Genomic DNA, 19,956 nt, shown 5'->3' with positions numbered 1-19,956 from the left:
CGCGTGCGTCCACTGTTCACCCGACCCCCCGATCAAGTCCCCCCTGGACTCTTGGAAGGTACCGTCGGCGCCCCCTGGCCGGTAGGTGGCGTCCCGTCCTATTGCCACATGGTGCACAAACCGTCGACGACCGGGCACGGTCCGGGACCGTCCGGCCGGGCGGCGGGGCGGCCGGCCGGCGGGGGACGGGTGAGTGCGGCGGGGCCGTGCGCGGTGCGGGGCGGGCGGACGTGGTGAAGGGGGGACCCGCGCTGTCCGTATTCTCTGATCATGGCCGCACCCACCGCATATTCACTCATCGCCACCGACCTGGACGGGACGCTGCTGCGCGGCGACGACACCCTCTCGGACCGGACCCTCGCCGCGCTCGCGCGGGCCGCGCGGGCCGGTGCCCGGCATCTGGTGGTGACGGGGCGGCCGGCCCCCCGGGTGCGCCCCCTCCTGGAGGACCTCGGCTGCACGGGCCTCGCGGTGTGCGGGCAGGGCGCGCAGGTGTACGACGCCGGGACGGACCGGCTGCTGTGGTCGGTGACCCTGGACCGGGAGCTCGCGGAGACCGCGCTCGGCAAGATCGAGGCGGAGACGGGTGAGGTGTACGCGGCCGTGGACCAGGACGGGGTCGACGGGCTCACGCTGATCGAGCCGGGCTACCGGATGCCGCACCCCACGCTGCCCGCCGTGCGGGTGGAGCGGCGGGCGGACCTGTGGGAGCGGCCGATCAGCAAGGTGCTGCTACGCCACCCGGTGCTGTCCGACGACGAGCTGGCGGCGACGGCGCGTTCGGTGATCGGCTCACTGGCCACGGTCACCATGTCGGGGCCGGGCACGGTGGAGCTCCAGCCGTGCGGGATCACCAAGGCCACCGGCCTGGCGCTGGCGGCCGAGCACCTGGGCCTGAGCCCGGCGGACACCCTCGCGTTCGGCGACATGCCCAACGACATCCCCATGTTCGACTGGGCGGCCCGCGGGGTCGCGATGGCCAACGCCCACCCGGAGCTGAAGGCGGTGGCCGACGAGGTCACCACGACGAACGAGGACGACGGCGTGGCCGTCGTCCTCGAGCGTCTGTTCGGCCGGGGGGCGGCGCCGCACGTGCCCCAACACGTGCCGCACCCCTGCGCCCCGGGAGTCCCGTCCCCGCCCGCCGCGGGGAGGGTGGTGGCTCAGTACGCCCCGAAGACGTTGTCGATGGAGCCGTAGCGGTCGGCCGCGTAGTTGCAGGCGGCGGTGATGTTGGCGACCGGGTCGTACGGGTCGTAGACGGTGCCGGGCACGTGGTAGGCGGCGAAGGTCGGGTCGATGACCTGGAGCAGGCCCTTGGACGGGGTGCCCTTGGCGGCGTTGGAGTCCCACAGGTTGATGGCCTGCGGGTTGCCGGAGGACTCGCGGATGATGTTGCGGTGGATGCCCTCGTAGGAGCCGGGGATGCCGTGCTGCGCCATGACGGACAGCGACTCGCGGATCCAGCCGTCGAGGTTGTCCGGGTACACCGTCGCCGCGGTGGCGGCCGCCGGGGCGGCCGCCGGGGCGGCGGCCGGGGTGGCCGCGGAGGCGCTGGACGCGCCCAGCAGCGGGAGGGCGGCGACGGCGACGCCGGTGCCGGCCACGGCGAGGGCGCGGGCGAGACGGCGGCCGCCGGGACGGCGGAGCTGACCGGATGCAGGCATGTCTGTGTTCCTCTCCTACGCCTGCGAGGTGAGCTGTCGGGTTCGGACGGGAGAGTGTCCGGCCGTGCCTCTGCGGGCACGGCTTCACCCCGAGCCGTTCCGGCGCGTGGCCGGCCCGGCGACTTACCTGGGTCCCCCGCTCCTGCCGTGCGTGAGTGAGTTCGTCGATGGGTGGTGCGGGCGGCGGCAGGATTCGGCGTCCGCCCGGCGGCCCGGAACGTATGCGAGAGCACACGCCGGGAACAAGTGCGGCCGTCACGGTAAACGCTGCTTGATCTTGACATGGGCGGTTTGCGCCACTTGATCCTTTGCTGTCGCCACGGCTCAACTCGCCACCGGACAACGGGGAACCGGCGGCCCGCGGCCGTCGTCCATGTGCCCGGTGGCGCGTGACCGACCTCACTGGCCGACACCCGCCGGAGCATTTCACGCCAAGGGGAATTCACTTGGTAATTGCGGCAAATCGGGCGTCGGGGCGGGCAGGATGGTGTGCATGTCGAGGTGTGGTCCGGAGCGCGCATCGATCCGCCCCGGAAAGTCGGACAATGTCCCCTGCTGCCATCCGGTCAAAATCGGGCCGGTCCTGATCGCCTCCTGCCCGGCCCGTACCCCCGGGCCCTGGCGGTGATCGAAACATGACCGGATACGCTGACTTGAGTGATGGCAGCGACCTATCGACAAACCGTGTAAACGCCAGTGGACACCAGCAGACAGGAGACCCCTCGTGACCGTCGTCGGGCCGTTCGGGCTGAGCGTGCGGGACCAGGCTCTGGAAGCCGATGTCCAGGCCGGGATGACGGCTGTCGAGGAAGGGCTTCTCGAGGCCACCAAGAGTGAGGTCCCCTTCATCACGGAGGCCGCCCAGCACCTGGTGCGGGCCGGCGGAAAGCGGTTCCGGCCGCTGCTGGTGATGCTCTCCGCCCAGTTCGGCGACCCCTACGCGCCGGGCATCGTGCCGTCGGCCGTGGTGGTGGAGCTGACCCATCTGGCCACGCTCTACCACGACGACGTGATGGACGAGGCCGCCGTGCGGCGCGGGGTCGCCAGCGCCAACACCCGCTGGGGCAACTCCGTCGCCGTCCTCACCGGCGACTTCCTCTTCGCCCGGGCCTCGCAGATCCTGGCCGACCTCGGGCCCGAGGCCGTCCGCGTGCAGGCCGTGGCGTTCGAGCGGCTGGTCACCGGGCAGATCCTGGAGACCGCCGGCCCGCAGGACGGCCGGGACCCCGTGGAGCACTACCTGGACGTGCTCGGCGGCAAGACCGGCTCCCTGGTCGCGGTCTCCTGCCGGTTCGGCGCCATGATGTCCGGCGCCGACGAGACGGTCGTGGACGTGCTCACCCAGTACGGCGAACGCCTCGGCGTCGCCTTCCAGCTCGCCGACGACGTCCTGGACATCGCCTCCGACTCCCACGAGTCGGGCAAGACCCCGGGCACGGACCTGCGCGAGGGTGTCGCCACCCTGCCGGTGCTGCGCCTGCGCGAGCGGGCGGCACGGCTCGGACTGGCCGACGACCTCGCCCTGTGCGAACTGCTCGACTCCGACCTCACCGACGACGGCCGGCACGCCGAGGCGCTGCGCCTGCTGCGCGCCCACCCCGCCCTGGAGCAGGCGCGCCGGGACACCGTCCGCTACGCCCAGGAGGCGCGTGCCGTGCTGGCCCCGCTGCCGGAGTGCGAGGCGAGGACGGCCCTGACGGAGCTGTGCGACGCCGTGGTGCACCGGGCGGGCTGACCCCGGCCCGCCCCGCCGCGTCCCGGCCCCCGACGACCCCTACGGGTGGGCGGACCCCGGGACGCCCCCATGTCATACCCCAGCAGTACGCGGAGTTGAGTCCGCGGTCTGACGCATCCTCCGCTGCGGTTTGGTCAGATGGAACACGACGGACATCACCAGTCCTCACCGATTCGGGTGAGAACGGCGGCTCGGGGTGAACAGGTGCGCAGCACGCGACGCAAGCCGCCGCCGACCAGGAGGTAAGGCACACATGGCACCGAACGCATCCGACGACAGGACGCCCACGGCGCCGGCCGGCGAGCCCGGCCCGGCCCGCCGCAGGGCCGCCCGGTACGTCGTCCCGGTCACGGTGATGGGGGTGGCGGCCGCGACCATCGGCCTCGTGCCGGCCATCGCCAGTTCCGGTGACCCCGACCTGCCGGAGATCACCGCCGCCCAGCTCATCGAGAAGATCGCGAAGTCGGACGTGGAGCAGCTGTCCGGCACCGTGAAGGTGACCACCGACCTCGGCCTGCCCGACCTCGGGGGGCTGGAGAGCGGCCTCGCCTCGGGCGCGCTCGGCCAGGGCGGGGACGGCTCCTCCGCCGACCCGTCCGCCAAGCTGACCGAGCTGGCCTCCGGCACGCACACGCTGCGCGTCGCCGTCGACGGCCCGGACCGGCAGAAGGTGTCGGTCCTCGACGGCTCCGACGAGTACAGCCTCATCCACAACGGCAAGGACGTCTGGGGCTACGACAGCAAGTCCGACCAGGTCTTCCACGGCACGGTCGACGAGGAGGCCGGCGAGGACGGCGGGAAGCACCGGCCGCCCGCCACCCCCAAGGACTTCGCCGAGGAGGCCCTGAAGGCGGTCGACGACACCACGTCCGTGACCGTCGACGGCACCGCCCAGGTGGCCGGCCGGGACGCCTACAAGCTGGTCGTCAAGCCCCGGCAGTCCGGCTCCACGGTCGGCGCGATCAGCATCGCCGTGGACCACGAGACCGGCATGCCGCTGAAGTTCACGCTCACCCCGGCGAGCGGCGGCGCGGCCGTCGTCGACGTCGGCTTCACCAAGGTCGGCTTCGACCGTCCCGCCGCCTCGACCTTCGACTTCACCCCGCCCGAGGGCGCCGAGGTGACCGAGGAGGGCGACCTGGAGAAGGAGGCCGAACGGCACGCCGGCAAGGACTCCGGCAAGGACGCCGGGCGGCCCGGGAAGGCGCCGGAGTCCGAGGGCGGCCCGGCCGGGGGCCTGGACGGCATGAAGGTCCTCGGCGAGGGCTGGAACTCCGTCGCCACCTTCGACACCGGCGGCCCGGGCCTGCCCGCCGACGGCACCGGGAGCACCGGCAGCGACCTGGACGGCTTCCTCGGCTCTCTCGGCGACCGGGTCAAGGGCGAGTTCGGCACCGGCACGGTGTTCAGCACCCGCCTGATCAACGCCCTGATCACCGAGGACGGCACCGTCTACGTCGGCGCGGTCACCAAGGACGCCCTGGTGAAGGCGGCCGAAGGGGCGAAGTAGCCCGTCCGGGGCAGCCGGTGCGCATCAGCCGCTGGTTCCGGCCCGCCGGGACCGGCCCCGCCCGGCCGTCCCGGCGGGCTTCGCCGTCGGCGCGGCGGTGGCACCGGCCCGCTCCGCCGCCCGCGCCACGGCCAGCAGCAGGTCCTCCCGCCCGTGCGGTGCCACCAGCTGCAGGCCCGCCGGACACCCGTCGGCGCCGACGCCCGCCGGGAGGCTCAGCGCCGGGTGTCCGCTCAGATTGAACGCCCAGGTGAGGGCGGTCGAGTAGACGTCACCGGGGCCCTCGTGACCGTGCGGGGCGGTCGGCGCCGTGGGCGTGAGCAGCAGCGGGGCCCGGGCGAACAGGCGGGCCATGCGCAGGTCGTTCTCCCGCCGCAGCTCCACGGCACCGGCCCTCTCGTCGTCCCCCCGCCCGGCCCCGTCCCCTGCCGCCGCGCCCCGGGTCGCTCCGGCTGCCCGCAGCGCGAGCCAGGCGGGGGCGGGGTCCAGGAGCCGCGGGGCCACGGGCGGCCGGACCAGCCGCACCACCCCCGCGTCGACGAGCCGCCGCACCGCACTCCGGGCCAGCGCGACCGGCTCGGGATCCGGGTCGGCGAAGCCGAGGCCGGGCGACCAGACGGCGTCCACCGGGAGCCGCGGCGGTACGGCCGGGAGACCGTGCGCGCCTGTGCCGGGCGGGTCTGCCCGCGGTGGGACCGGGCCGCGGTCCGGCGCCGGGGGACCGTGGCCGCCGGGCGGGGAGCCGTCGGGGTCCTCGGCGGCGACGCTCCCGCCGTCACCCCCGGCTCCGGACACCACCTGCCACCAGAGTGCCGCGTCCCGCGCCGTCCGGGCGAGGACGCCGGGCGCCGCCAGACCCGTACGGTCGGACGACGGGAGGCGGCCGTTGGTGACCTTGAGGCCGACCACGCCGCACCAGGCCGCCGGGAGGCGCACCGAACCGGCCCCGTCGCCGCCCGTCGCCAGCGGCACCAGTCCCGCCGCCACCGCCACCGCCGCCCCGGCCGAGGAACCGCCCGGAGTGCGGTCCGTGCGCCACGGGTTGACCGTGCGGCCGTGGGCGCCGCGCCCCCAGGTCTGCCAGGGCGTTCCCGGTCCCGGTACGGACGTGGCGCCGACCACGACGGCACCGGCGGCCTGCAACGCGCCGGCGGCGCGCAGCCCGTGCCGCCCCTTCACGGCGATCGGCACCCCGGCCAGCGGCAGGCCCGTGGGGGAGCCGTACCCGTCCGGGCGGCCGGTGCCGTGCGCGCGGGCGCGGTCCGCGGCCGCCCGCGCGTCCACCTCCGCCGCCCGCCGCAGCGCCTGGCCGGCCCACACCTCGAGGAACGCGCACAGCACCGGGTCGGCCCGCTCGATGCGCTCCAGCGCCTCCGCCACCACGTCGACCGCCCGCATCCGGCCCGCCCGCACGGCCCGCGCGATCTCCCCGGCCGGGAGTGAGGACGTTCCGGCCCAGGATCCGGCGGGACGGCCCGTCGGCGTCACCGCCCCGCCGTCGTGCTGCTCCGGTCGCTGTCCCATGTCCGTGTCCGCCCCTCCGCCGGTGCCCGCCCCGGGCCGATCATGCCGCAGCCCTCCCGGCCGGCGTCCTGCCCCGCGCGTCCCGGACGGCCCCTGCGGCTCCTCCGTGCCCTGCGGCTCCTCCGTGGCTGCGGCCTCTCCGCGTCCCCGGGCCACTCCTGCCCCCGTCCACCGTCGCCCCGGCACGGGTGCGGACGGCCCTTGGGACGAGCCTGTGACAACGCGGTGACGTGAGAAACCGGGGAGGGCGGACAGACTGGTCGGTAGGTGTACGACCCGAATGAGGGGACCATGGCGCGACTCAGCCGCGAGAAGAAGCGGGAACAGCAGCAGGCGGCGCACACGACGCACCGTGCGGCCGAGCCGATCGAGGTCCGCATCCCCGCCACCGGGGCCGGTGACGCCACCGCGACGGTCGACGGGGTGCCGGTGACCGCCGCACCGGGGGAGGAACTGCAGCAGGCCGTCCTGAACCGCCTCCAGCACATGGCCCGCGCCGCCGGGCACGCCGTCCTGGCGACCGTCCGCGACGAGCGCATCGGCTTCGTCGTGCCGCTCCGGGTCGAGCCGGACGGCTCCAGCCGCTTCACCGCGGACCCGGTACCGACCGGCCCCCGCCCGGCACACGCACCGGCTGCCCCTGCGCCGCCCGTGCCCGCCACGACGCCTGTGCCGACCACGGCATCCGTGCCGCCGACGATGCCCGCGTCGTCCTCCGCTCCCGTCGCGCCCCCGGCCCCCTCCGCACCGCCGCAGGCCACCACACCCGCACCGGCGCAGGCCACCACACCCGCACCGGCGCAGGCCACCACACCCGCACCGGCGCGCGACGGCGTGGCGGCCCCGGGCGTGGTGCGTCCTCCGGCCCCGCTCCCGGTCGGGGGCACGGGCAGGGCGGCCGTACCGCTCGGCACGGTGGCGCCTCCCACGGGCACCTTCGGTCCGCCCCCGGTGATGGACGCCAGGCCGCACCCCGTCGTGGCCGACGACGGGCCCCGACGGGCGCCGGGGTCCTCCCCGGAGCGGAGCCCCGGCCCGGACGGCCGGCCGGCCCCGCCCCGCGGGTTCGACGCGGTGGCGGAGACGGTGCTGGGGGACGGGTCCGAGCCCTTCGGCCCGTCCGACGGCGGCCCCCTGGCCGAGCCGGTGGCCCGGATCAGCGACGCCGTGCGGCACGGCCGGCTCGACCCGGCCGCGGAACTGGCCGAGGAGACCGTGACCGGGGCGACGGCCACCCTGGGACCGGAGCACCCCGAGGTGCTCCGCGTGCGGGAACTCGCCGCCTACGTCGCCTACTTGGCCGGGCGTCCCGAGACCGCCCTGCGCACCTGCCTCGACGTCGCCGCGCTCCACCGCCGGGCACAGGACGCCGAGGCCGCCTACAGCAGCGTCCACGGCGCGGCCACCGCCTGGCGGGCGGTGCGCGACCCGCTGCGGGGGCTGGAACTCGGCCGGGAACTCCTCGCCCTGTGGACGGAACTCGCCGCCGACGAGGGGCCGGCCGCGGCGGAGACCGACGCCCTGGAGTTGGCCCGCGCCCGCATGGACCGGCTGCACACCCGGGCCCGCGCCCGGCAGGACTGAGCCCCGGCCCGGGGGCTCGGCAGGACTGAGCCCCGCGTCCGGCAGGGCAGGGACGGGCGCCGCGTCCGGCGGAGACGGACGGGGCCCCGCCCGGCCCTGCCGGACGACGCGCGCACGCCCTACTGCGACAGCTCCCAGACGGTGTGGGCGATCGCGTCGCTGTTGCGGTTCAGGGCCGTGTCGTCGATGTTGGCCGTGGTGTCGCACGAGGAGTGGTAGCAGCGGTCGAACGCCCGGCCCGCCGTGCCGCCCCACTTCGCGGCCTGGGCCGCGGTCTTGGTCCGGCTCGCGCCGGTGAACAGGCCGCCGACCGGGATGCCCGCGTTCTTGAACGACGCGTGGTCCGACCGGCCGTCGCCCTCGGTCTCGATCTCGGTGGGGACGCCGATGCCCGCGAAGTAGTCCTTGAACGTCTTCTCGATCACCGGGTCGTCGTCGTAGACGAAGTACCCGGGGTTCGGTGAGCCGATCATGTCGAAGTTCAGGTAGCCGTCGATGCGGGAGCGGTCGGCGGAGGACAGCCGGCCCACGTAGTACCGGGAGCCGACCAGGCCCAGTTCCTCGGCGCCCCACCAGGCGAAGCGCAGATGGCTGGAGGGCTGGTACCCCGCCCGGGCGACGGCGAGCGCGGTCTCCAGGACGGCGGCGGAGCCGGAACCGTTGTCGTTGATGCCGGGGCCGGAGGAGACCCCGTCGAGGTGGGCCCCGGCCATCAGGACGTGCCCCGGGTCGCCGCCGGGCCAGTCGGCGATGAGGTTGTAGCCGGTGCGCCCGGAAGCGGTGAACTGCTGTACCCGGGTCGTGAATCCGGCCGCGTCCAGCTTGTTCTTCACGTAGGTGAGGGACGCCTGGTAGCCGGGGCGGCCGTGGGCGCGGTTGCCGCCGTTGGCGGCGGCTATGGACTGCAGTTGGGACAGGTGCGCCTTGACGTTGGCCACCGGTATGTCGGGGGCGGCCGCGGTGGGGGCGGCGGCCGCGCCGGCGGACGCGGTGCCGCCGGCCAGCAGGGTGAGGGTGGCGACGGCACCGGCGGCCGCCGAACGGACGGAAACGGAGAGCTTCATGGGGGCTCCGAGTTCCTCGGGTGAGCCCGTGGGAGTCCACAGGCATCCCCTGGGTGTGGGGGTGCCTGGATGGTGAAGCCGGAACTGAATCTCCGTCAAGAGCGGTATCAGGACACCCGTTCACACATTCCGGAGGCCGGCGGGCCCCTGGTGCGGCGGTCGGGCCCCGGGCGGGTGCCGTGCGTGCTCAGTGCACGCAGAACTCGTTGGACTCCGGGTCGGTCATCACGGTCCACGACCCGGAGGGCCCCTGTACGTCCCGCAGCACCCGCGCGCCCAGCCCCTCCAGCCGGCGGACCTCCTCCGCACGGCGGTCCGCCGGTTCCGGGTGGAGGTCGAGGTGCAGCCGGTTCTTGGCCGTCTTCGCCTCCGGAACCCGCTGGAAGAGCAGCCGCCGGCCCAGTCCCGTGCCGCTCGCCTCCTGGTAGGGGTCGTCGGGATGCCGCACCCCGATCAGGTCCCGGAAGGCGTGGCGGCCGTGGTGCTCCACCACCGCCTCGGCGGGCAGGGCACCGGAGGCGAGCAACTGTCCGATGAGGGCGCTGCTGTCCTCGACCAGGTAACCGAGGGCGGCGGCCCAGAAGTCCGCCTGGGCGTGGGGGTCCCCCGCGTCGATGACCAGCTTCCAGTGGACGGGAACGGGCGATGCCGGCGTCTGTGTCATGCCGGCAGTTCTACCGCGCCGGCGCCGCTTCGCGTGTCACGTCCGGGACCGGGCCGTGTCGCTCCGCGTGGCACCGGTCCGCGGCGGTGCGCCGGCCGCGGGGGCGGCCTCCGACGCCGCCGGCACCGCCTCCGGCTCCGGGGCGCGCGCCGCCGTGCGCCGGCCGCCGGTGCCTCCGGCGTCGGCCCGGTGCTCGGCGAGGGCGCGTGCGGTCCGGCGGGCGGTGCGCAGCGCGTCCCAGGTGAGCAGCGTGAGCGCCAGCCACACCAGCGCGAACCCGGCCCAGCGCTCGGGCGGCATGGCCTCCTTGAAGTACAGGACACCGAGCAGGAACTGCAGGACCGGCGTCAGGTACTGCAGCAGCCCCAGCGTGGACAGCGGGACGCGGATGGCGGCCGCGCCGAAGCAGGCCAGCGGGAGGGCGGTGACCAGCCCGGACGCGACGAGCAGCAGTACATGCCCGGCGCCCTCGGTGGTGAAGGTGGCGTCACCCCGGCTGCCCAGCCACACCAGGTAGCCGAGCGCGGGCAGGAACAGGATGGAGCTCTCGGCGGCCAGCGACTCGACCCCGCCGAGGTCGACCTTCTTCTTCACCAGGCCGTACGTGGCGAAGGAGAGGGCGAGGCAGAGGGAGATCCACGGCGGCTGGCCGTAGCCGACGGTGAGGACGACGACCGCGCAGGCGCCGACGCCGACCGCCGCCCACTGCGCCGGGCGCAGGCGCTCCTTCAGCAGCAGCACGCCCATCGCGATGGTGACCAGCGGATTGATGAAGTAGCCGAGTGACGCCTCGACGACGTGCCCGGAGTTGACCGCCCAGATGTAGACGCCCCAGTTCAGGCTGATGACCGTCGCCGCCAGGGTGACCAGCGCCAGCCGCCGCGGCTGCCGCAGCAGCTCGCCGAGCCAGGCCCAGCGGCGGATGAAGAGCAGGGCGGCGGCCACGAAGAACAGCGACCAGACCATCCGGTGGGCGAGGATCTCCACCGCTCCGGCGGGTATCAGCAACGGCCAGAAGAGGGGGACCAGACCCCACATGCCATAGGCCGCGAAGCCGTTCAGCAGTCCTGCGCGCCCTTCGGCAGCCGGCTTCCCGGTCACTGGCCCTCCCTCGATCGCCGACGGTCTGTCGTGCCCGGGCGACGCGCCCGGACTGTTCGACGGTAACGCCCGGCACCCCCACCTGTCATGCCCGTACCGCGATACGGTCATGACGGCGGGGGTGCCGGGCGTTACCGGGGGCGCCGGGCGGCCGGGAGCGGGGCCGGGATGCCGGGGGCGGCCGCTCGGCGGTCAGCCCTTCAGCGCGACGGCGATCGCCTCGGCCAGCGGGGTGGTCGGCCGGCCGGTCAGGCGGGACAGGTCGCCGCTGTCGACGACCAGCTCGCCCCGGGCGATGGAGGCGTCCACGCCCGCGTAGATCGCGGCCACCGGCCCGGGCAGACCCGCACCGGTCAGGATGCCGGTCAGCTCCTCGACGGTGACCGGCCGGTGGGCGATCTCCTCGCCGGTCTGCCGGCTCAGCTCGGCCGCGTACTCGGCGAAGCTCCACGCCTCGTCGCCGCCCAGCTCGTAGGTCCGGTTCTCGTGGCCCTCGCCGGTGAGGACGGCGACGGCGGCGGCCGCGTAGTCGGCGCGCGAGGCGGAGGAGACCCGGCCGTCACCGGCGGCGGCGACGACCGCGCGGTGCTCCAGCACGGGCGCCAGGTTCTCGGTGTACACCTCGTGGTACCAGCTGTTGCGCAGCAGCGTGTACGGCACGCCCGAGCCGCGCAGCAGCTCCTCGGTGCCCCGGTGGGCGTCGGCGAGCGAGGCGGTCAGCGTGCCGGGCGCGCTGGTGTAGGCGAGCAGCGCGACCCCGGCGGTCCGGGCCGCGTCGATCACCACCCGGTGCTGGGCGACCCGGTCCTTGTCCACCTCGCTGCCGGAGATCAGCAGCACCCTGTCCCCGGCCGTGAGGACGCCGTCGAGGCTCTCCGGGACGTTGTAGTCGGCGACGGCGATCCGGACCCCGCGCCCGGCGAGGTCGGCGGCCTTCTCGGCGCTGCGGACGACGGCGGTGACCTGCTCGGCCGGGACCTTCTCCAGCAGCTGCTCGACGACGTGCCGGCCGAGGTGTCCGGTGGCGCCGGTGACGACGATGCTCATGGTGCGTGACTCCTTGTGCGGGGGTGGGTGGCTCCGTCACTCACCCTAAGGGGGGCACTAACCAGAGGAAAGTACCCACTTTGAAGTAAGGTACTGGCATGACGGTAAGCAACCGCGACCGGCGCGACGAGGCCGAAGCGATGTGCCCGCACCGCCTGATCCTGGAGCACGTGACCAGCCGCTGGGGTGTGCTGGTGCTGATCCATCTGCTGGACCGGCCGCACCGGTTCAGTGAACTGCGCCGGGCCATCGGCCGGGTCAGCGAGAAGATGCTCACCCAGACCCTCCAGACGCTGGAGCGCGACGGCCTGGTGCACCGCGACGCCCGGCCCGTCATCCCGCCCCGCGTCGACTACTCCCTCACCGGGCTGGGCCGCGAGGCCGCCGAACAGGTCCGTGAGCTGGCCCGGTGGACCGAGAAGCGCACCGCCGACGTGCTCGCCGCCCGGCGCGCCTACGACGACGCCCGCGCGTCCTGAGCCGTCGGGCCGGCCGCCCCGGCACACGCCGCGGGGCCCGGACACGCTCGGTGTCCGGGCCCCGGTGCGCGCCGCGAGGAGCCGCCGTCAGCCGACGACGGTCCAGGTGTCGCCGCCCGCGAGGAGGGCGGCGAGGTCGCCCTTGCCGTGCTGCTCGACGGCGGTGTCGAGCTGGTCGGACATCAGCGTGTCGTAGACCGGGCGGTCCACGGACCGCAGCACCCCGATCGGGGTGTGGTGCAGCGTGTCCGGGTCGGCGAGCCGGGACAGCGCGAACGCGGTGGTCGGCGACGCGGCGTGCGCGTCGTGGACCAGCACGTCGGCCTCGTTCTCCGGCGTCACCGCCACGATGCGGAGGTCGCCCGTCTCCCGGTCCCGCACGACGCCCTTGGAGCCCTCGCTGCCGAAGCGGATCGGCTGCCCGTGCTCCAGCCGGATCACCGCCTCCTCGGCCTGCTGCCGGTCCTTGAGGACCTCGAAGGCGCCGTCGTTGAAGATGTTGCAGTTCTGGTAGATCTCCACCAGGGCCGTGCCCGGGTGGGCGGCGGCCTGGCGCAGCACCTCGGTGAGGTGCTTGCGGTCCGAGTCGACCGTGCGGGCCACGAACGACGCCTCCGCGCCGAGCGCCAGCGACACCGGGTTGAACGGGGCGTCCAGCGACCCCATCGGCGTCGACTTGGTGATCTTGCCGACCTCGGAGGTCGGGCTGTACTGGCCCTTGGTCAGACCGTAGATCCGGTTGTTGAACAGCAGGATCTTCAGGTTCACGTTGCGGCGCAGGGCGTGGATCAGGTGGTTGCCGCCGATGGACAGCGCGTCGCCGTCGCCCGTCACCACCCACACGCTCAGGTCGCGCCGGGAGGCCGCGAGACCGGTGGCGATGGCCGGGGCACGGCCGTGGATGGAGTGCATCCCGTAGGTGTTCATGTAGTACGGGAAGCGGGACGAGCAGCCGATGCCGGAGACGAAGACGATGTTCTCCCGCGCCAGCCCGAGTTCGGGCATGAAGCCCTGCACGGCGGCGAGGACGGCGTAGTCACCGCAGCCCGGGCACCAGCGCACCTCCTGGTCGGACTTGAAATCCTTCATGGACTGCTTGCCCTCGGCCTTCGGCACGAGCGAGAGAGGCCCGATCGTGCCCGTGCCCGCGGCGGCGCCGGTGTCCGTGCCCGCGCCTCGTGTGGACGTCTCAGCCATCGATGGCCTCCTTCAGAGCCGTTGCGAGCTGCTCCGCCTTGAACGGCATGCCGTTGACCTGGTTGTAGGACTGGGCGTCGACCAGGTACTTCGCCCGGATCAGGGTGGCCAGCTGGCCCAGGTTCATCTCGGGGACCACCACCTTGTCGTACGACCGCAGCACGCCCCCGAGGTTCTTCGGGAAGGGGTTGACGTGCCGCAGGTGCGCCTGCGCCACCGCCTCGCCGGCTCTGCGCAGCCGCCGCACGGCCGCCGTGATCGGCCCGTACGTCGACCCCCAGCCCAGGACCAGCGTCCGCGCGCCGTCCGGGTCGTCCACCTCCAGGTCGGGCACGTCGATGCCGTCGACCTTGGCCTGCCGGGTGCGCACCATGAAGTCGTGGTTGGCCGGGTCGTAGGAGATGTTGCCCGTGCCGTCCTGCTTCTCGATGCCGCCGATGCGGTGCTCCAGGCCCGGGGTGCCCGGGATCGCCCACGGCCTGGCCAGCGTCTCGGGGTCCCGCTTGTACGGCCAGAACACCTCCGTGCCGTCCTCGGTGGTGTGGTTCGGTCCCTGCGCGAACTGCACCCCGAGATCCGGCAGCTCCTCCAGGTCCGGCACCCGCCAGGGCTCCGAGCCGTTGGCCAGGTAGCCGTCGGACAGCAGGAACACGGGCGTCCGGTAGGTCAGCGCGATCCGGGCCGCCTCCAGGGCCGCGTCGAAGCAGTCCGCCGGCGTGCGCGGTGCCACCACCGGGACCGGGGCCTCGCCGTTGCGCCCGTACATCGCCTGGAGCAGGTCGGCTTGCTCGGTCTTGGTCGGCAGCCCCGTCGACGGGCCGCCGCGCTGGATGTCCACGATCAGCAGCGGCAGCTCCAGCGACACCGCCAGACCGATCGTCTCCGACTTCAGCGCCACCCCGGGACCGGACGTCGTCGTGACCGCGAGGGAACCCCCGAAGGCCGCGCCGAGGGCGGCGCCGATGCCCGCGATCTCGTCCTCCGCCTGGAAGGTGCGCACGCCGAAGTTCTTGTGGCGGCTGAGCTCGTGCAGGATGTCGGAGGCCGGGGTGATCGGGTAGGAGCCCAGGAACAGCGGCAGGTCCGCCTGCCGGGACGCCGCGATCAGGCCGTACGCCAGCGCCAGGTTCCCCGAGATGTTCCGGTACACACCCGGCGGGAACGCCGTCGCCGCCGGAGCCACCTCGTAGGAGACGGCGAAGTCCTCGGTCGTCTCGCCGAAGTTCCAGCCGGCCCGGTAGGCCGCGATGTTGGCCGCCGCGATGTCCGGCTTCTTCGCGAACTTCGACTTCAGGAACCGCTCGGTGCCCTCGGTGGGCCGGTGGTACATCCAGCTCAGCAGGCCCAGCGCGAACATGTTCTTGCTGCGCTCGGCCTCCTTGCGGCTCAGGTCGAACTCCTTCAGCGCCTCGACCGTGAGCGTCGTCAGCGGCACCGGATGGAGGTGGTAGCCGTCGAGCGAGCCGTCCTCCAGCGGGTTGCTGTCGTAGCCGACCTTGGCCATCGCCCGCTTGGTGAACTCGTCCGTGTTGACGATGATCTCCGCGCCGCGCGGCAGGTCCCCGATGTTCGCCTTCAGGGCGGCCGGGTTCATCGCCACCAGCACGTTCGGCGCGTCACCCGGGGTCAGGATGTCGTGGTCGGCGAAATGCAGCTGGAAGGACGAGACACCCGGCAGCGTGCCGGCGGGCGCCCGGATCTCCGCCGGGAAGTTCGGCAGCGTCGACAGGTCGTTGCCGAAGGACGCGGTCTCGGAGGTGAAGCGGTCACCGGTGAGCTGCATGCCGTCACCCGAGTCCCCCGCGAACCTGATGATCACCCGGTCGAGCCGGCGGACGTCCTTCGCTCCCGCCGCTGTGCGCTGCTCTCCTACGACTGCTCCGTCGGCCTGCTCCGCTGGGCTGCTGACCTGACTGGTCACTGAACTGGACCTCCTCGAGGCGGCTGTCCGGGACGGCCCTCCCGCAGGCCCTCCCTGGATCAACCCTACGTCCGTAAGGGTCGCCTTCCTTGAGTCATTCGCATGTTGGACACGATTGCGGCCCGTTACGGCGTACCGATGTGTCCCCTCTTTTCCCTTGAATACCGCCGGTTTCCGGCCCCCGCGCCCTTGGCCTCCACGACGCGGCCGCCTCCCGCGCCGGTCCGGATCCGGCCGCACCGGTACGGCTCCGGCCACCGGAATCCCCCGTACGGGGGGGCGCGCGTCCGCCGGGGGGCGGCGCCGGTCGCGGCAGTGCCGTGAACTCCGGCGTCCGGGTACCGGCGGGAGCGGCCCGCAATCCGGATTGTGGGCACCGGGCATCAGGAGGCGGCGGCGCCGCGGGGGCGGCACGGGCCGGGGCCCGGCCCGTCCGGGGCCGGTGACGCGGACCGGTCGGGCGGTGGGACGGGCCCCAGCGGGCGGGTCAGGAGTTCAGATAGGTGAGCACGGCCAGCACCCTGCGGTGATCGCCGTCGCTCGGGGACAGCCCCAGCTTCATGAAGATGTTGCTGACGTGCTTCTCCACCGCGCCGTCGCTCACCACCAGCTGCCGGGCGATCGCCGAGTTCGTGCGCCCCTCGGCCATCAGCCCCAGGACCTCGCGCTCCCGCGGGGTGAGTCCCGCGAGCACGTCCTGCTTGCGGGAGCGCCCGAGCAGCTGGGCGACCACCTCCGGGTCCAGGGCCGTGCCGCCCTCGGCCACCCGTACGACCGCGTCCACGAACTCGCGCACCTCGGCCACCCGGTCCTTGAGCAGGTAGCCGACGCCCCGGCTGGAACCGGCGAGCAGCTCGGTGGCGTAGCGCTCCTCCACGTACTGCGACAGCACCAGGACACCGACCCCCGGGTGCGACCTGCGCAGCTGCACCGCCGCGCGCACGCCCTCGTCGGTGTGGGTCGGCGGCATCCGGACGTCGGCGACGACCACGTCCGGCAGCTCCCCCTGTCCGGCCAGTTCGCCGACGGTCTTGACGAGCGCGTCGCCGTCACCCACTCCGGCCACCACCTCGTGGCCCCGGTCGGTCAGCAGCCGGGTCAGCCCCTCCCGCAACAGCACCGAATCCTCGGCGATGACCACCCGCACCCTGTCCTCCACGTTCCTCGGCCCCCCAGCCCTGTCCCGCGACCGCCCGTGTGGCGGCCCGGTCGACAGGACCAGCATCCCAGCTCGATCCGGACCTGCGGAGGGGGACGCGGCCGGGAGTGTCCGCCGCCGGGGGCCGGCGTCCGGCGCCACCAGGGACCGCCGTCGCCGCCGTCGCCGCCGGGGCCACCGGACGGACGGTGGGGAGCGGACGGCGGCCGTGGCGTCACCGGGACGCCGGCCCCCGGGCTGCCGGGACGGGCGCCCCGGGGGGCTCGGGGCGGGACGGACCCCCGGGCGCCGTGTGCGGGACGGGCCCGGGGGTCCGGGGGCGGGACGCGGGCGGAAGGCTCACCGGTGCGGTTCGGTGCGCCACGGCAGCTCGGCCGTCACGCGGGTCGGGCCGCCCGCCGGGGAATCGACCACCAGGACGCCGTCCACCGCGTCCAGCCGCTCCGCCAGACCCGCCAGGCCGGAGCCCGCGGACACGTCGGCGCCGCCCACCCCGTTGTCGGTGACCTGGAGCAGCAGCCGGTCCTCCGTCCGCCACACCTCCACGCTCGCCGCAGTGGCGCCCGAGTGCTTGCTGATGTTCTGCAGCAGCTCGGAGACCGTGAAGTACGCGATGCCCTCGATCGCCGACGCGGGCCGCTCGGTCAGGTCCACCTCGACCCGCACCGGCACCGTGCAGCGCGAGGCGACCGACGACAGCGCCGCGTCCAGGCCCCGGTCGGTCAGCACCGCCGGGTGGATGCCCCGGGCCAGGTCCCGCAGCTCCTGGAGCGCGGTCTTCACCTCGCCGTGCGCCTCGTCCACCATGTGGGCCGCGGCCTGCGGGTCCTCCCGCAGCTTCTCCTTGGCCAGGCCCAGCCCCATGGCGAGGTTGACCAGCCGGGCCTGGGCACCGTCGTGCAGGTCGCGTTCGATGCGGCGCAGGTCGGCCGCCGCCGTGTCGACCACCACGCCCCGGTCCGACTCCAGCTCCACCACCCGCGTCGCCAGCCGGGACGGACCCAGCAGCCCGTGCACCATGACCCGGTCGACCGTCGTCAGCGCCCGCACGATCCACGGCGTGGCGATCGTGAACAGCAGGCCGACCAGCGCGGTCACCGTGACCTCGAAGGCGTTGTCCAGATAGATGCGGTGCTGCCCGTCCCCGTACAGCTGCATGCCGCCCTGGCTGCCGTAGACCGGGTACACCCAGAACCACAGCGGGTACGTCAGCAGCGTCCAGCCGATCGACCAGAACGTCACCGTCACGGTGAAGGTGAACACCGACCACGGCATCTGGAGCACCGAGTACAGCAGGGCCCGCCAGGAGGTGCCGCTCTTGAGCACCGCCCCCATCCAGGCCATCACGCCCGGCTTCTTCATCCGCACCGGTTCCGGCTCGTCGACCTCCAGGTCCAGCAGCGCCCGGGCCCGCGCCCGCTCCAGGGTGCCGATGCCGCGGCACCCCGCGAGCGCCGCCGCCAGCACCGGGACGCCCAGGAAGGTCACCAGCAGACCGGCCCCCAGCGACACCATGGTGACCGCGTAGGTGAACAGCACGATGCTGATCGGCAGGCTCAGCAGGACGTATCCCAGCTCCCGCCAGGTGCGCCCCTCGATCGGCGCCCGCAGTGCGGCCGGCAGCCGGTGGCGGCGCTCGGCGGCGCCCCGGTACCCCGGCCCGCTGCCGAGTCCGTGGGCCGGCCCGTAGCCGTACTCGTCGCCCTGTCCGTGGTCGGTGGCCATCGGCGTCGTCCCTCTCCCTGTCCGCGGCTGTGCTGTCGTACTCCAGCCTCCTCCGCCGCAGGTCGGCGGACCATGGAGTCCGTCGCAGTCCTGGACGGGGGGTTAACCCCACCCGCGGGGCCTCGCCCCCGCCGTACGCGCCCTTCGTGCCCTTCGGCGCCCGGGTACAGAGGGCTCCGTTCCGCCGTACGCGCCCTTCGGTGCCCCGGGTACCCGAACGCCCCCGCGCGGGAAGCACGGGGGCGGGGGCGGGGCCTGCGGACGCCTCAGGGCGCGGCCGGACGCGGGGGAGGGGGCGGGGCGCCGGGAGCGGGCGGGGCGTGGGACGCGCGGGCGCCGTCGGCGCGGGCGCCGGTGCGGTCGCGCCACGGCAGCTCCGCCGTCACCGTCGTCGGGCCGCCGGGCGGGGAGTCCACGACGAACAGGCCGTCGACCGCTCCCAGCCGGTCGGCGAGGCCGCGCATCCCCGTACCCCGGTCCAGGCTCGCGCCCCCGTTGCCGTCGTCCCCCACCTGCACCAGCAGCCGGTCGTCGGCGCGCCACACGTCGACTGACGCGGACCGCGCACCGCTGTGCTTGCTCACGTTCTGCAGCAGTTCCGAGACGGTGAAGTACGCGATGCCCTCGATGGCGGCGGCCGGGCGTTCGGTCAGGTCGACCGTCGCCTTCACCGGCACCGTGCAGCGCGAGGCGACCGACGACAGGGCCGCGTCCAGCCCCCGGTCGGTCAGCACCGCGGGGTGGATGCCCCGGGCGAGGTCCCGCAGTTCCTGCAGGGCCAGTTTCACCTCACCGTGGGCCTCCTCGACCATCGCCGCCGCCGTGTCCGGGTCCTCCAGCAGCTTCTCCTTGGCCAGGCCCAGTCCCATGGCGAGGTTGACCAGCCGGGCCTGGGCGCCGTCGTGCAGGTCGCGTTCGATGCGGCGCAGGTCGGCCGCCGCCGTGTCGACCACCACGCCCCGGTCCGACTCCAGTTCGGCGATGCGCCGTTCCAGCTCGTCGGACGGGGAGAGCAGCCCCCTGACCAACGCCCGGTCCACCTCGGTCATCCCGCGGGCGAGGTAGGGCAGCACCGGCCAGAGCACGAACAGCGAGACCAGCGTGACGGAGAAGGTGAGGACACCCCACGGCAGCCGGATCAGCTCGTAGAGCATGGTGCGCCAGCCCACGGGGTCCTTCAGCGCCATCCACAGCTGCTGCCAGACCCCGACGGAGCCCGGCATCGGGAGCCGGCTCGGCTCGTCGATCCGCACCCCGAGCAACGCCCTCGCCCGGGCCCGCTCCGCCTTCCCCAGCAGCCGCGCGCCCATCAGCGCGGCGGCGAGCAGGGGCAGCCCGATCACGGTGATGGTCAGCAAGGTACTGGTGAACAGCACGCTCACCACGTAGGTGAAACCGACCAGCGACACCGGGAGGTTCAGCAGGAGATGGGCGATCTCCTTCCAGGTGTGCCGGTCGAAAGCGAAACGGGGAGGCGGCGGACGGCCGTCGCCCGTGTCGCGGCCCGCGCGGACACGAAGCCCGCCGAGGCCGCCGTCGAAGTCGCCGGGGTCGCCGGGGTCGCCATGCTCGGTCATGG

At 74.1% G+C, this 19,956-nt stretch carries 16 protein-coding genes and 1 riboswitch; of the genes, 5 read left to right on the top strand and 11 right to left on the bottom strand.

The window, feature by feature from the left end; all coding sequences use genetic code 11:
- The first annotated feature begins 270 nt into the window (after positions 1 to 270).
- The gene (locus tag ACSU53_RS12665; RefSeq protein ID WP_437027342.1) at positions 271 to 1,200 is read left to right on the top strand and encodes an HAD family hydrolase; all 930 of its coding nucleotides are present in this window, start codon (positions 271 to 273) and stop codon (positions 1,198 to 1,200) included.
- Here the strand turns inward: ACSU53_RS12665 and ACSU53_RS12660 are convergent.
- On the bottom strand, positions 1,164 to 1,667 hold the full coding sequence (locus ACSU53_RS12660; protein WP_437027341.1) for a transglycosylase SLT domain-containing protein: 504 nt from the start codon (positions 1,665 to 1,667) through the stop codon (positions 1,164 to 1,166). The two genes, ACSU53_RS12665 and ACSU53_RS12660, sit on opposite strands and share 37 nt — an antisense overlap.
- Positions 1,668 to 1,670: 3 nt before the next feature.
- Positions 1,671 to 1,835: riboswitch (cyclic di-AMP (ydaO/yuaA leader) on the bottom strand.
- A gap of 556 nt (positions 1,836 to 2,391) precedes the next feature.
- Between ACSU53_RS12660 and ACSU53_RS12655 the strand changes: the two genes are divergently transcribed.
- Positions 2,392 to 3,402 carry a polyprenyl synthetase family protein gene (locus tag ACSU53_RS12655; protein ID WP_437027339.1) on the top strand — a complete coding sequence of 337 codons (1,011 nt, stop codon included), beginning with the start codon at positions 2,392 to 2,394 and terminating at the stop codon, positions 3,400 to 3,402.
- Between the two features lie 253 nt (positions 3,403 to 3,655).
- Positions 3,656 to 4,912, top strand: a complete 1,257-nt coding sequence (locus tag ACSU53_RS12650) for a LolA family protein (RefSeq protein WP_437027337.1) — start codon at positions 3,656 to 3,658, stop codon at positions 4,910 to 4,912.
- Positions 4,913 to 4,936: 24 nt separating this feature from the next.
- Here the strand turns inward: ACSU53_RS12650 and ACSU53_RS12645 are convergent, their stop codons facing one another.
- Positions 4,937 to 6,310 carry an amidase family protein gene (locus tag ACSU53_RS12645; protein WP_437033157.1) on the bottom strand — a complete coding sequence of 458 codons (1,374 nt, stop codon included), beginning with the start codon at positions 6,308 to 6,310 and terminating at the stop codon, positions 4,937 to 4,939.
- A 417-nt stretch (positions 6,311 to 6,727) separates the two neighbouring features.
- Between ACSU53_RS12645 and ACSU53_RS12640 the strand changes: the two genes are divergently transcribed.
- On the top strand, positions 6,728 to 8,020 hold the full coding sequence (locus tag ACSU53_RS12640) for a tetratricopeptide repeat protein (protein ID WP_437027336.1): 1,293 nt from the start codon (positions 6,728 to 6,730) through the stop codon (positions 8,018 to 8,020).
- A gap of 119 nt (positions 8,021 to 8,139) precedes the next feature.
- On the opposite strand, the gene ACSU53_RS12635 is transcribed toward ACSU53_RS12640, so the two are convergent.
- From ACSU53_RS12635 to ACSU53_RS12620, 4 genes are all read right to left on the bottom strand, one after another.
- Positions 8,140 to 9,084, bottom strand: coding sequence for a M28 family metallopeptidase (locus ACSU53_RS12635; protein ID WP_437027334.1), 945 nt, complete (start codon positions 9,082 to 9,084; stop codon positions 8,140 to 8,142).
- Positions 9,085 to 9,271: 187 nt separating this feature from the next.
- The gene (locus tag ACSU53_RS12630; protein ID WP_437027332.1) at positions 9,272 to 9,748 is read right to left on the bottom strand and encodes a VOC family protein; all 477 of its coding nucleotides are present in this window, start codon (positions 9,746 to 9,748) and stop codon (positions 9,272 to 9,274) included.
- A gap of 36 nt (positions 9,749 to 9,784) precedes the next feature.
- A complete protein-coding gene (gene rarD / locus ACSU53_RS12625; protein ID WP_437027330.1) occupies positions 9,785 to 10,849 on the bottom strand; it encodes an EamA family transporter RarD in 1,065 nt (354 codons plus the stop codon).
- Between the two features lie 192 nt (positions 10,850 to 11,041).
- On the bottom strand, positions 11,042 to 11,896 hold the full coding sequence (locus ACSU53_RS12620; protein ID WP_437027328.1) for an SDR family oxidoreductase: 855 nt from the start codon (positions 11,894 to 11,896) through the stop codon (positions 11,042 to 11,044).
- A 98-nt stretch (positions 11,897 to 11,994) separates the two neighbouring features.
- Here ACSU53_RS12620 and ACSU53_RS12615 point away from each other — a divergent pair, with 98 nt between their 5' ends.
- Positions 11,995 to 12,375, top strand: a complete 381-nt coding sequence (locus ACSU53_RS12615; RefSeq protein WP_437027326.1) for a winged helix-turn-helix transcriptional regulator — start codon at positions 11,995 to 11,997, stop codon at positions 12,373 to 12,375.
- An 87-nt stretch (positions 12,376 to 12,462) separates the two neighbouring features.
- On the opposite strand, the gene ACSU53_RS12610 is transcribed toward ACSU53_RS12615, so the two are convergent.
- From ACSU53_RS12610 to ACSU53_RS12590, 5 genes are all read right to left on the bottom strand, one after another.
- A complete protein-coding gene (locus tag ACSU53_RS12610) occupies positions 12,463 to 13,572 on the bottom strand; it encodes a 2-oxoacid:ferredoxin oxidoreductase subunit beta (protein WP_437027324.1) in 1,110 nt (369 codons plus the stop codon).
- Entirely contained in the window at positions 13,565 to 15,493 is a 1,929-nt protein-coding gene (locus ACSU53_RS12605; protein WP_437027322.1) for a 2-oxoacid:acceptor oxidoreductase subunit alpha, read from the bottom strand. The genes ACSU53_RS12610 and ACSU53_RS12605 overlap by 8 nt, the downstream gene beginning before the upstream one ends.
- Positions 15,494 to 15,980: 487 nt before the next feature.
- A complete protein-coding gene (locus ACSU53_RS12600) occupies positions 15,981 to 16,640 on the bottom strand; it encodes a response regulator transcription factor (RefSeq protein WP_437033155.1) in 660 nt (219 codons plus the stop codon).
- A 351-nt stretch (positions 16,641 to 16,991) separates the two neighbouring features.
- Entirely contained in the window at positions 16,992 to 18,377 is a 1,386-nt protein-coding gene (locus tag ACSU53_RS12595; RefSeq protein ID WP_437027320.1) for a sensor histidine kinase, read from the bottom strand.
- Between the two features lie 266 nt (positions 18,378 to 18,643).
- The gene (locus ACSU53_RS12590) at positions 18,644 to 19,954 is read right to left on the bottom strand and encodes a sensor histidine kinase (protein ID WP_437027318.1); all 1,311 of its coding nucleotides are present in this window, start codon (positions 19,952 to 19,954) and stop codon (positions 18,644 to 18,646) included.
- Positions 19,955 to 19,956 lie beyond the last annotated feature (2 nt).

It is taken from the genome of Streptomyces sp. enrichment culture (assembly GCF_964273255.1).
GTDB lineage: Bacteria > Actinomycetota > Actinomycetes > Streptomycetales > Streptomycetaceae > Streptomyces.
Note: the sequence above shows the minus strand (reverse complement) of the source record. Positions and strands in the feature narration are given on the sequence as shown.